General features: G+C 55.9%; 10 protein-coding genes. 2 read left to right on the top strand and 8 right to left on the bottom strand.

From position 1 onward, the window contains the following. Positions 1-74: 74 nt before the first annotated feature. From zapE to RMR24_RS01590, 6 genes are all read right to left on the bottom strand, one after another. The gene (zapE, locus tag RMR24_RS01565; RefSeq protein ID WP_310613329.1) at positions 75-1,184 is read right to left on the bottom strand and encodes a cell division protein ZapE; all 1,110 of its coding nucleotides are present in this window, start codon (positions 1,182-1,184) and stop codon (positions 75-77) included. Positions 1,185-1,263: 79 nt separating this feature from the next. Next, a complete protein-coding gene (lpdA, locus tag RMR24_RS01570; RefSeq protein WP_310613330.1) occupies positions 1,264-2,691 on the bottom strand; it encodes a dihydrolipoyl dehydrogenase in 1,428 nt (475 codons plus the stop codon). Positions 2,692-2,704: 13 nt separating this feature from the next. Continuing rightward, positions 2,705-3,952: a 2-oxoglutarate dehydrogenase complex dihydrolipoyllysine-residue succinyltransferase gene (gene odhB, locus RMR24_RS01575; RefSeq protein ID WP_310613331.1), complete on the bottom strand. Its 1,248-nt coding sequence runs from the start codon at positions 3,950-3,952 to the stop codon at positions 2,705-2,707. Positions 3,953-3,990: 38 nt separating this feature from the next. Further along, positions 3,991-6,855 (bottom strand): 2-oxoglutarate dehydrogenase E1 component, encoded by a 2,865-nt coding sequence (locus tag RMR24_RS01580; protein WP_310613332.1) that lies wholly within the window; start codon positions 6,853-6,855, stop codon positions 3,991-3,993. Between the two features lie 153 nt (positions 6,856-7,008). Beyond that, complete coding sequence (locus RMR24_RS01585) at positions 7,009-8,904, bottom strand: propionate--CoA ligase (RefSeq protein ID WP_310613333.1); 1,896 nt, start codon at positions 8,902-8,904, stop codon at positions 7,009-7,011. A gap of 112 nt (positions 8,905-9,016) precedes the next feature. After that, complete coding sequence (locus RMR24_RS01590; protein WP_310613334.1) at positions 9,017-9,619, bottom strand: isochorismatase family protein; 603 nt, start codon at positions 9,617-9,619, stop codon at positions 9,017-9,019. Between the two features lie 160 nt (positions 9,620-9,779). Here RMR24_RS01590 and RMR24_RS01595 point away from each other — a divergent pair, with 160 nt between their 5' ends. Beyond that, complete coding sequence (locus RMR24_RS01595; RefSeq protein ID WP_310613335.1) at positions 9,780-10,328, top strand: C40 family peptidase; 549 nt, start codon at positions 9,780-9,782, stop codon at positions 10,326-10,328. A gap of 7 nt (positions 10,329-10,335) precedes the next feature. Here RMR24_RS01595 and RMR24_RS01600 read toward each other — a convergent pair whose 3' ends face one another. Further along, positions 10,336-10,524, bottom strand: coding sequence for a hypothetical protein (locus tag RMR24_RS01600; protein WP_310613336.1), 189 nt, complete (start codon positions 10,522-10,524; stop codon positions 10,336-10,338). 5 nt (positions 10,525-10,529) lie between these two features. Then, on the bottom strand, positions 10,530-11,369 hold the full coding sequence (locus RMR24_RS01605; protein WP_310613337.1) for an RNA pseudouridine synthase: 840 nt from the start codon (positions 11,367-11,369) through the stop codon (positions 10,530-10,532). Between the two features lie 69 nt (positions 11,370-11,438). Here RMR24_RS01605 and RMR24_RS01610 point away from each other — a divergent pair, with 69 nt between their 5' ends. Further along, a complete protein-coding gene (locus tag RMR24_RS01610; protein WP_310613338.1) occupies positions 11,439-12,989 on the top strand; it encodes an AMP-binding protein in 1,551 nt (516 codons plus the stop codon). Positions 12,990-12,994 lie beyond the last annotated feature (5 nt).

Genomic DNA, 12,994 nt, shown 5'->3' on the forward strand with positions numbered 1-12,994 from the left:
CTGAGCATTTGACACAGGTTCAACAGCACATGCAGCAGAGCATACGAACGTCAAGAGACAAATCACTACCTTGTTCATGTCAACCCCGTATCCACAGTGCGACGCTCCAATGCCAAAAACTCCGCCGATTGCATCTCATTCAAGCGCGACACCGTGCGCGGAAATTCGTGCGCCATGGGACCTTCGGTATAGAGCTCTTCAGGCGACACTGCCGCAGACAGCATCAGCTTGACGCGGCGGTCGTACAACACATCAATGAGCCATGTGAAGCGACGCGCTTCAGCAGCTTTGTTGACAGGCATCAGCGGCACATCGCTGAGCAAAACGGTGTGAAATTGGCTGGCGATTTCAAGGTAATCGTTTTGCGAACGTGGACCGCCGCACAGGTCTTTGAAGTCAAACCACACTACGCCCCCCGCACGTCGACGTGCTTTGATTTCTCGAGCTTCGATGTGCAACACCGGGTCTTCGTCTTGACATTCGGCCAACCGGTTGAAAGCATCGGTCATTGCGGCATCTGCCTTCTCGCCACAGGGACGCAGGTAGAGCTCAACTTGCTCCAACATGCGTCGGCGGTAGTCGGTGCCATTGTCCACATTGACAATTTCCAACTCTTTGTTGAGCAACGCAATCGCGGGCAAGATGCGATCGCGATGCATGCCGCCCGGGTACAAATCGTCAGGCTTGAAGTTGGAGGTGGTAACAAAACCCACACCATTGTCGAACAAAGCGTCAAGCAAGCGGTGCAGAATCATCGCATCGGTGATATCGGCGACATGGAATTCATCAAAGCAAATCAACTTATAGCGTTTGGACATTTGCTTGCCCAACACATCTAAGGGATTCACTGTGCCTTGCAGCTCGCGCAACTCACGGTGCACCTCACGCATGAACTCATGAAAATGCAAACGGGTTTTGCGTTTGATGGGCACGGCCTCAAAAAAGCAATCCATCAAAAAGCTTTTACCTCGTCCCACCCCGCCAAACATGTACACGCCGCGCGGAATGGCTGGACGGTTAACCAACTTTTTGAGTGAGTTCGAACGCTTCTCTTTGTAAGCAGCCCACTCGCTGGCGCAACGCTCTAGCGCATCAATGGCTCGCAGCTGGGCGGGGTCGCTTTTGAAGCCTCGAATTTCGAGTTCTTTGAGGTAGTTTTGGTGAACGGGTTGTTTGGCTGACATAAGGGCTCTATTGTGCCTTGCCCATGAAAAAAGCCCGCTGCTGCCAGCGGGCTTTGACACGCAAAGCGGTGCAACTCGATTAGAAGTTCAACGTGCGTTTGTCCACCGCCAAAGCAGCTTCTTTTGTGGCTTCTGATAGCGAAGGGTGTGCATGGCAAATGCGAGCGATGTCTTCCGCAGAGGCCTTGAACTCCATAGCCACCACAGCTTCGGCGATCAACTCAGACACCTGTGGGCCCACCATGTGCACGCCCAAGATTTCGTCGGTCGTGGCATCGGCCAAGAACTTCACCATACCTGTGGTGTCGCCCAACGCGCGCGCACGACCGTTCGCGAGGAACGGGAAGGTCCCGGCTTTGTAAGCCACGCCATCGGCCTTGAGCTGCTGCTCAGTACGGCCCACCCAAGCGATTTCGGGGCTGGTGTAGATGACCCAAGGAATGGTGTTGAAGTTGACGTGACCGTGTTGGCCAGCGATACGCTCGGCCACGGCCACGCCTTCTTCTTCGGCTTTGTGCGCGAGCATGGGGCCACGCACCACGTCACCCACAGCCCACACGCCAGGCACGTTGGTTTTGCAATCGCCGTCCACCACGATGGCGCCACGCTCGTCGAGCTGCAGGCCAATGGCTTCGGGGTTCAAACCAATCGTGTTGGCCACGCGACCAATCGAGATGATGAGCTTGTCAGCATCCAACACAACAGCTTCGCCTTTGGCGTTGGTGTAATTGACGGTGACGCCCTTCTTGCCGTTGACGATCTCGCCGACTTTCACGCCGAGTTCGATCTTCAAGCCTTGCTTGTCAAACGCCTTCTTGGCTTCTTTGGCGATTTGCTCGTCCACAGCGCCGAGGAAAGTGGGCAGACCTTCGAGGATGGTCACGTCAGCGCCCAGACGACGCCACACAGAACCCATCTCCAAACCGATCACGCCCGAGCCGATCAAAGCCAGCTTCTTAGGCACTGCACCAACACGCAAAGCACCATCGTTCGACAACACATTGACTTCGTCAAACGGTGTACCTGGCAACGCGCGGGCGTTGGAGCCAGTGGCGATGATGATGTGCTTGCCGGTGATGACTTCTTCGGCCTTGCCTGCCACATTGATTTCGTGACCTGCTTCGGTGCTTTTGACAAACGAGCCGCGACCGTGGAAGAAGGTGACCTTGTTTTTCTTCAACAAGTACAAGATGCCATCGTTGTTTTGCTTCACAACGTTGTCCTTGCGGGCCAGCATCTTGGCCACGTCCATCTTCACATCTTTGGCGGTGATGCCGTGTTCTGCAAAGTGGTGGTTGGCATGATCAAAATGTTCGCTGGACTGCAGCAAAGCCTTGGATGGGATGCAACCCACGTTGGTACAAGTGCCGCCAGGCGCTGGGCCACCGGCTGCGTTTTTCCATTCGTCGATACAGGCGACTTGAAAACCGAGTTGTGCAGCGCGGATGGCTGCGATGTAGCCACCGGGGCCACCACCAATGACGACGACGTCGAATTGTTTAGACATGTGAATCTTTCAATTAGATATCGAACAAGAGGCGAGCTGGATCTTCCAGCGCTTCTTTCATCGCCACCAAGCCCAAGACAGCTTCACGGCCGTCAATGATGCGGTGGTCATACGACATCGCGAAGTAGTTCATCGGACGAACCACGACTTGGCCGTTTTCCACCATGGCACGGTCTTTGGTCGCGTGCACGCCAAGAATCGCAGACTGTGGTGGGTTGATGATGGGGGTGGACATCATGGAGCCGAAGGTGCCGCCGTTGGAGATCGAGAACGTGCCGCCGGTCATTTCTTCGAGGCCCAACTTACCGTCACGGGCTTTCACGCCGAACTCTGCAATTTTCTTCTCGATGTCTGCAAAGCTCATTTGGTCCGCGTTGCGCAAAATGGGCACCACCAAACCGCGTGGTGAGCCCACTGCGATACCGATGTCGAAGTAGCCGTGGTAGACGATGTCGTTGCCATCGACCGAAGCGTTCAACACAGGGAATTTCTTCAGAGCGTGCACCGCTGCTTTGACGAAGAAGCTCATGAAGCCCAACTTGCAACCGTGTTCTTTTTCGAAACGCTCTTGCATGCGCTTGCGCATGTCCATGACGGGTGCCATGTTGATTTCGTTGAAGGTGGTCAGGATGGCGTTGGTCGATTGCGATTGCAACAAACGCTCAGCCACCCGAGCACGCAGACGTGTCATGGGCACGCGTTGCTCAGGACGATCGCCCAAGTTCACCGAAGGCGCTGCCACTTGTGGCAGTGACTTGGTAGGAGCACCTGTCGGAATCACGGCGGCAGTGGACTGCACGCCACCGGCCACGGCACCGAGCACATCACCTTTGGTGACGCGGCCGTCTTTGCCTGTACCAGCCACAGAGCCAGCGGCCAAGTGGTTGTCAGCCATCAACTTGGCAGCAGCGGGCATCGCCACGCCAGCTTTGCTGGCAGACACGGCAGCGGCAGCAGGAGCCGCAGCGGCTGGTGCTGCCGCTGGAGCCATAGCGGCGGGAGCAGCGGCCCCCACTTTGCCGTCGGTGTCGATACGTGCGATGAGCTGTTCAGCAGCTACGGTGCCGCCGTCGGCGACCAAGATTTCGCACAACACGCCAGCAGCGGGTGCGGGCACTTCGAGCACGACTTTGTCGGTCTCGATGTCGATCAAGATTTCGTCAGCGGCAACAGACTCGCCGACTTTCTTTTTCCATTGCAGCATGGTGGCTTCGGCCACAGATTCGGACAACTGCGGAACTTTGACTTCAATGATTGCCATGTGTATTCTTTCGGTATTGGTGTGTTCGATTCAACGATTTATTTGGTCAGCACGAAGCCCTTGAGCTTGCCGAATGCACCTTCGACCAGCGACTTTTGCTGCTCTTGATGCAAGTGTGAGTAACCCACGGCAGGCGAAGCAGACGCTGCGCGGCCAGAGTAGCCAAGCTTTTGGCCGGGCAACATGTTTTCGTGGATGTAGTGCTGCACGAAGAACCATGCGCCTTGGTTTTGTGGCTCGTCTTGGGTCCACACCAATTCAGTGGCGTTGGGGTACTTCTTGAGTTCAGCCGCAAAAGCTTTGTGTGGGAATGGGTAGAGCTGTTCGGCGCGCAAAATTGCCACGTCGTCGGCACCCAACTCTTCACGCTTCTTGACCAAGTCGTAGTACACCTTGCCTGAGCACACCAACACGCGTTTGACTTTGTCGGCCTTGAGCGCTTTGTTCTCAGGAATGATGGTTTGGAACGAACCCTTGGTGAATTCAGACACAGGCGAAGTCGCGTCTTTGTTACGCAACAAGGACTTCGGTGTGAAGATGATCAATGGCTTGCGCAAGTCACGCACCATTTGACGACGCAACACGTGGAAGATCTGGCTGGCTGTGGTGGGCTGCACGATCTGCATGTTGGTGTCTGCGGCCAATTGCATGAAACGCTCTAGGCGTGCAGAGCTGTGCTCTGGGCCTTGGCCTTCGTAGCCGTGTGGCAGCATCAAAGTCAAACCGTTCACACGGCCCCACTTCACTTCGCCAGAGGCGATAAACTGGTCGATCACCACTTGGGCACCGTTGGCAAAGTCGCCGAACTGGGCTTCCCAAATCACCAAGGTGTTGGGGTCGTTCGAAGCGTAACCGTATTCAAAACCGAGCACAGCTTCTTCTGACAAGATCGAGTCGATCACGGTGAAGGACGCTTGGTTTTCGGTCACGTTTTGCAATGCAACGTAAGTGCCGATATCCCACTTTTCACGCTTTTGGTCGTGAATCACAGCATGGCGGTGTGTGAACGTGCCACGGCCGCAATCTTCACCCGACAAACGCACGGGGTAGCCGCTGGCCACCAACGAGGCGAACGCCATGTGCTCGCCCATGCCCCAATCCACTGGCGTGTCGCCACGGCCCATGGCTGCGCGGTCGTCGTACACCTTTTTCACCAACTGGTGAGGCGTAACGGATGCGGGAATGGTGGTGATCTTTTCAGCCAAGCGTTTCCACTCGGACATTGGGATGGCGGTGTCACCCGCGTCGGTCCACTTCTTGCCCATGAAGGGTGACCAGTCCACGGTGAACTTGGTTTTGAAGTTGGTCAACACAGGATCATCGGTGTGCTTGCCTGCATCCAAAGCGGAGCGGTAAGCCTTGACCATGTCGTCGCCTAATGTCTCGCCCAAGCCTTGCGTCGCCAACTTGTCGGCAAACAATTTGCGAGTGCCTGGATGCGCAGCGATTTTTTTGTACATCAGCGGCTGGGTCAGGGCTGGTGTGTCTTGCTCGTTGTGGCCGAGTTTACGGAAACACACGATGTCCAGCACCACGTCTTTGCGGAACGTCAAGCGGTACTCGAGCGCCAACTGGGTGGCCAACACGACGGCTTCTGGGTCATCACCATTGACGTGCAACACGGGCGCCTCGACCATCTTGACGATATCGGTACAGAACACGCTAGAGCGCATGTCGCGTGGGTCAGAGGTGGTGAAACCGATTTGGTTGTTCACGATGATGTGCACTGTGCCGCCGGTGGTGTAACCACGGGTTTGGGCCAAAGCCAAAGTTTCTTGGTTCACGCCTTGGCCGCCGAAAGCGGCGTCACCGTGCACCAACACGGGCAACACTTGGCTGCCTGTTGGGTCAGCGCGGCGGTCCATGCGGGCGCGTACAGAGCCTTCGACCACGGGGTTCACGATTTCTAAGTGTGAGGGGTTGAAAGCCAAAGACAAGTGAACGGGGCCACCTGCAGTCGACACATCAGAGCTGAAACCTTGGTGATACTTGACGTCGCCCGATGGTAAATCTTCAGGGGCTGTGTGGTCGAACTCAGCGAACAAGTCAGCTGGCAACTTGCGCATGGTGTTGACCAACACGTTCAAACGGCCACGGTGAGCCATACCGATCACAACTTCTTGCACGCCCTTCAGACCTGCTTGTTGAATCAGTTCGTCCATCGCGGCGATGAAGCTTTCGCCACCTTCAAGCGAGAAGCGCTTTTGGCCCACATATTTGGTGTGGAGGTAACGCTCCAAACCTTCAGCTGCGGTCAAGCGCTCAAGGATGGCTTTCTTTTTGTCGGAGTTGAAGTTGGGCTTGCTGCGGATGCCTTCCAACTTTTCTTGCCACCAACGCTTTTCGCCCATTTCGGACGTGTACATGAACTCGGCACCCAAGGTACCGCAGTAGGTTTCACGCAAAGCGTTGAGCAATTCGCGCAAGGACATGTTGTTCTTGCCGAAAAATGTGTTGCTGGTGTCGAACACGGTTTCTTGATCGGCATCGGTGAAGCCGTAGAAAGCGGGATCGAGGTCAGGAATATTGGGGCGCTCAGTGCGCTTGAGTGGATCGAGGTCTGCCCAGCGTTGACCCACATTGCGGTAAGCGGCGATGAGCTGCTGCACTGCTGTGCGCTTGCGACCCATCTCAACGTTTTCGCTGGCCATGACGACTTTGGTGCCGCCGGCTTTGGCGCGTTCAGCAAAGGCGTTGATGACGGGCAAGTGGGGCACGTCTTTGGCGTTTGAGCCATCGACTGCGGGGACGTGCTGAAGTGCATCGAAGTACTCGCGCCACGAATCGGGCACGCTACCTGGGTTGGCTAGATAGTTTTCATACATCTCTTCGACGTAAGGGGTGTTGCCCCCGAAGAGATGGGTATTGCCTGAATAGGCTTGATAGACTGTTGTCTCACTCATTTGCGCTGACCTCCGTTTCCCTTCGGGAAACATTAGTTGGTTGGAAAAAAACCTCCGCGACACGGCTGGACCGGTTAGCGGATGCGACTTTGGTCAGGATTGACCTAAGCAACACCCAAGATTGTGCCACCGAAACAGCCGTACGCACCTTAGTTAGCCGATTTGGTCCTTGATCTGCTGCAATGCAGCTGGGTCGTCCATGGTCGTCAAGTCGCCAGGGTCACGGCCTTCTGCGACCGCCTGAATGGCACGACGCAGCAATTTGCCACTGCGTGTTTTAGGCAAAGCAGACACAAAAATCACACGCGACGGGCGAGCCACAGCGCCCAATTGACTGTCCACCACTTTCATAACTTCCGCTTCCAAAGCCTTGCGCGTGGCATCGTCAGTCAAGCCTGACGTGTCTTTGGCGATGGCAAACGCCATGGCCACTTGACCTTTGAGCTGATCGGCCACGCCCACCACAGCCACTTCGGCAATGTTGGGGTGGCTAGAGATGCTCTCTTCGATTTCACGGGTGCCCAAGCGGTGACCGGCCACGTTGATCACGTCGTCGGTACGGCCCAAGATGAAGTAGTAACCATCCTCATCCCGCACAGCCCAATCAAAGGTGCTGTAGACGAGTTTGTTTGGCACCGTATTCCAATAGGTGCTGACAAAACGCTTGTCGTCACCCCAGATGGTTTGGAGGTTGCCGGGCGGCAAAGGGCCTTCGATGGTGAGCACGCCCTTTTGGTTGGCACCGGTCAGCTCTTCGCCCGTTTGGTCGTCGACCAGCTTGACGTTGTAGCCGTAAATGGCTTTACCGGGCGAGCCGAACTTGCTAGACGCTTTTTCTACGCCGTTGCAAATGCTCAGAATCGGCCAACCGGTTTCGGTCTGCCAGTAGTTGTCGATGATGGGCTTGCCGTTCAGACCTTCGGAAATCCACTTGGCGGTCGGCTCGTCCAGCGGCTCACCGGCCAGGAACAGGGCTTGCAGGCTGGACAGGTCGTACTTGGTGAGCAGTGCGGGGTCCTGCTTTTTCAACACACGAATGGCCGTGGGCGCGCTGAACATGACGTTGACCTTGTATTTCTCAACCAAGCTCCACCAAATACCACCGTCGGGGCGAATCGGTAGACCTTCGTACAGGATGGTGGCCATGCCACCGATCAGCGGGCCATAGATGATGTAACTGTGGCCGACGACCCAGCCGATGTCGCTGGTGCAAAAGAAGGTGCCGCCAGGTTTGCCTTCAAAAATATTGGGGAGGCTGGCGGCCAGCGCCACGGTGTAGCCACCGGTGTCACGTTGCACACCTTTTGGCTTGCCCGTTGTGCCCGATGTGTACAAGGTGTAGCTGGGGTGAGTGGACTCAACCCACTCGCAAGGCACCACCGTGTCCATGTGCCTGGCGCGCTCGGTGGCGTAGTCTACGTCGCGGCCGCCCACGGGTGTGAATGCGGCCAGCTTGCGGTCGACCATGATCACGTTGGTGGGCTTATGCGCCGACAACTTGATGGCTTCGTCCAGCAATGGCTTGTAAGGCACGCCCTTGCCGCCGCGTGAACCCGCGTCAGCGCTGATGATGACCTTGGGCGACGCATCTTCAATGCGGCTGGCCAACGAGTGAGAGGCAAAGCCGCCGAACACCACCGAGTGAATCGCCCCCAAACGTGCGCAAGCCAACATGGCAAATGCCGCTTCGGCAATCATGGGCATGTAGATCAAGACACGATCGCCTTTGACCACGCCGAGGTCTTTCAAGATTGCTGCCATGCGCTGCACTTCGGCGTGCAGGTCACGAAAGCTATAGATATGTTCTAGGTTAGTTTCGGTTGATACAAAGATCAACGCCGCTTGGTCAGCGCGGTCTTTGAGGTGACGGTCCACCGCGTTGTGGCACAGGTTGGTCTTGCCGCCCACGAACCACTTGGCAAAAGGCGGGTTGCTGTAATCGCAGATCTGTTGTGGCGGGGTCTCCCAGTCCACCAGTTTGGCCTGCTCCGACCAAAAAGCGTCACGGTCCTCAATGGAACGGCGGTGAAAATCTGCGAAAGCAACCATCAACTTCTCCTAAAAACAAATCTGTACTGAATTCATAATTATGAGAAGGACGGACTTGCAAGAAGCTGACTTTTCGGCTGAGTAAATACCCTCATCCCAAAAAAGTGACCGTTTACTTGATAAGCGCCTGAATTTCTTTGAACGGATCGGCTTCAGCCGTGCGCAGCCACTCAAACAACACCATCTCGGTCGTCACCAACTCGGCACCCGCGCCAGCCAAGCGGTCAAACGCGGCATCGCGGTTGCGCTCGGTGCGCGAACCGCAAGCATCGGTGACCACCCAAACGGCGTATTCTTCTTCCAACAAGTCCAAAGCCGTTTGCAGCAAACACACATGGGCTTCACAACCGGCGATGACGATGCTTTGGCGCGTGGGCTCTTGCGGCACGGCCTTTTGCAAATGCTTGGGCAAGCTGCGTGCGTTGCCAGATGGGGCGCGGGCGGCTGGACGCAGCACTTCGCTCAGTCCATCAGGGCACGCACTGAAACTCATTTTGGGGATGGTGCGGCGGCACAAGGCGCGCAACTCTGCTGGGTTTTGCCCCAACTTGTCTGGGTTTTGCTCGGTGCCGTAGGTTGGCACCTCCATCCAGTGCGCGGCTTGAGCCAAACGCATGGCATTGGCCAGCACCAAATCGGCCTCAAAAATAGCGGGCATCAGTCGGGCTTGGTAATCCACCAGCACGAGTTGTGATTCTTGGTCGTCGAGCAACATAGGCAATACAAATAGGTTTTTAGAAAAGGCCAAGTATCGACGATCACGAATCTGAGCCCAATTAAGACGACTTGATTCAGGATTAACCCTAGTCAAATCAACCACTTAGCCCTTGCATTTGATAAGTTTTCGCAGATAAAACAGTTACAATCCTCCGGCTATGTTGAAACGCTCCCTCCTCCTACTCATCTTCTGCGGCGTCGCCAGTGCACATGCTGCGCCGTCGAACAATGCAGCAGACGACATTGAGCGCTATTTGGCTGAACGCGGCATCGTCGCGCAAATGGACCAAATGCGAGAAACGGTGGGCGACACAGCATCCGACTTGGTGGTCAACGCCATGACATTCTTAGGCGTGCCTTACCGTCGCGGCGGAACCAACGCCAGCACGGGTTTTGATTGCAGCGGGTTTGTGCGCTCGATGTTCGAGCAAACCGTGGGCAAAGTGTTGCCGCGCCGCGCCAGCGAGCAAGCCGCAGCCACAGAAAAAATCGACAAGCAAGATTTGAAACCGGGCGACTTGGTATTTTTCAACACCATGCGCCAAACCTTCAGCCATGTGGGCATTTATGTGGGAGACAACAAGTTCATCCACTCACCCAAGCCGGGCCAACAGGTGCGGGTCGACGATATGCGCCAAGCCTATTGGGATCGACGGTTCACTGGTGCTCGTCGCGTAGAACCTAAGTCGGAATCTACAAAAAACTAAATCACCCCTATTTATCTTTAGGGGTTTCTTTTTTCTTATTGACGATATCGGGCGTCACAGCATCGATCACATTGACGGTCGTTTTCACGCCATAAACGACGGTGGAAGCTGCGACATCAGCAACTGCAAGCACGGTACAAGCCTGCAACATTGCACAAGCCAAAACGACACATAGAATTTTCATTGCGGCATTCACTTTTATTAAAACCTTTCACCTTCGGCCAAGTAGCGCCAAGCGCCCTCTTCCAAATCCCCCAAGCTCACGCGTCCTAATCGGATGCGACGCATCGCCAAAATTTCCAAGCCAGCCAGCTCGCACAAATAAGGCGTTAAGCCCAAGTGCGCGCCTTTCACTGCCAAGCGCAACTTGCTGCGCTCTGGGTTGGCACTGCCCACGCTGATTTTAAAATCAGGCAAGCGCAGACGTTCGTCACGCATGGCACGTTCTATGGGACGCAGGCCATCGGGCAACACCTCACCACGCACATCCACGATCAGCTCTTGCTCGATAAAGGCCATGTCTTCCATCAGCTTGCGCTGCACGCGGAAGTCTTGCGTGAAAGCCACCAAGCCGCTGGCTTCGTATTCCAATGGCACGCTGGCGTCGAGTTTGGCCAAGTGGCTCTTCATCAAACGCACGCCACTGTGGTCGTGCTTGCTGTGGTGCTCAGCTGTGAGCAAGCTGCGCACGTTTTGCGGACCTCGCGGCGCGCGAGGTGGTGCACCTCGGCCGGCAGCGACTGGTCGCGTCACTGGCTTTTGCGTTGGCAAAGGTTCCAAACCATCGGTCCAGCCAACGGGCTTGTTCAATATCAAAGTGACCGACAACAAATGAAGCAAACTGGCATGCGCATCTACCGCCACGTTTTGCGTGGTCACACGAAACTGAGGCTCTTGGACCACCACGCCGTCGACGCGCACAAACCCCGCCTCGATGTATTGCTCGGCCTCACGGCGGGAACAATCGCGCAATTGCATGATGCGTTTGGAAAGGCGTTCGCCTTCTGAGGGGCGTTCACCCACGGAGTTGCTGAAATTCATAAGGCCTGAATCCTCCCACAGTTAATCGTTGTATCGTTCACCCATTGGCTTCTTTGTGGAGAGATTTCGTTGAACCTTGCCCATTTGCTATTGCGCATGGCGCGTCAGTACCCGACGCGCCCCGCACTCTTTCATGGCACGCAAGCCGTGGCCAGCTACGCACGATGGGCACAACGCAGCGCTCACCTCGCGCAACAATTTGCAGCAGCGGGCCTGAAACCGGGCGACCGCATCGCCCTGTTCATGCACAACCACCCACGCTACCTTGAAGTCATGTTTGGCGCTTGGTGGGCCGGGCTCGCCGTGGTGCCCATCAACGCCAAACTACATGTGCGCGAGGCGCAATGGATTGTCGACAACGCCCAAGCCAGCTGGGCCTTTGTCACAACGGACGTCACCGTCGACATTGGCGAACAGTTACAAGACCTAGAGCGCGTGATCGATGTGGACAGCAAAGAAGCCAATGCCTTGTGGGCCATGCCAGACAGCGAAGACCTTGCCCCAACCAAACCAATCACTGAGAGGCATGCAAATGACCTCGCTTGGCTCTTTTATACCAGCGGCACCACTGGCCGTCCAAAAGGCGTGATGATCACCCACCGCAATTTGATGACCATGGGTCTCGCCTACTTCACCGATGTGGATGCCATCTCTGACCAAGACGCCATCGCCTACGCTGCACCCATGTCGCATGGCGCAGGCTTGTATGCCATTCCTCATTTGATGGCCGGTGCAAGGCATGTGGTTCCAGCTTCAGGCGGCTTTGACGCCGCAGAGCTGTTTGAGCTTGGCACATCGCTTGGACCACTGTCGCTGTTTGCAGCCCCCACCATCGTCAAGCGTTTGGTTGACCATGCAGAACAACAAGAACTCAACCCAGCAGACTGCGCACGCTCCTTCAAAACCATCGTCTATGGCGGCGCACCCATGTATGCAGCAGACATCCAACGTGCCCTGCGCATCATGGGGCCGCGCTTTGTGCAAATTTATGGACAAGGCGAAAGCCCCATGGTGGGCACTGCGCTGTCGCGCTTTCATTTGAGCGACACCACCCACCCGGAACACACACAACGTTTGGCCTCCATCGGTGTGGCCCAAACGCCCGTGCAAATTCGCATCACCGATGAACAGGGCCACGACTTGGCCTTAGGCGAAGTGGGTGAAGTGCTCATCAAAAGTGACAGCGTCATGGCGGGCTACTGGCGTAACCAAGAAGCGACGAAAGCCGCGATTCGCGATGGCTGGTTGTTCACGGGCGACATGGGTTGCTTAGACGCCCATGGTTTTTTGACCCTCAAAGACCGAAGCAAAGACCTCATCATCAGCGGCGGCTCAAACGTGTACCCACGCGAAGTAGAAGAAGTTCTGTTGCAAGCACCCGGCGTGAGCGAAGTGGCCGTGGTGGGTGCGCCTGACCCCGAGTGGGGCGAAATCATTGTGGCTTTTGTAGTGCCGCAAACAGGCGTCACACTCACCACGCAAGCACTGGACGCGTTTTGCTTAGCCGAGATCGCACGCTTTAAACGCCCCAAACGCTACGAGCTGGTCAGTCACTTGCCCAAAAACAACTACGGCAAAGTGCTGAAAACTGAACTGCGTCAAAGACTCAACGAAGCCTAGTGGTA

This window comes from Limnohabitans sp. (assembly GCF_031539105.1).
Lineage (GTDB): Bacteria > Pseudomonadota > Gammaproteobacteria > Burkholderiales > Burkholderiaceae_C > Limnohabitans.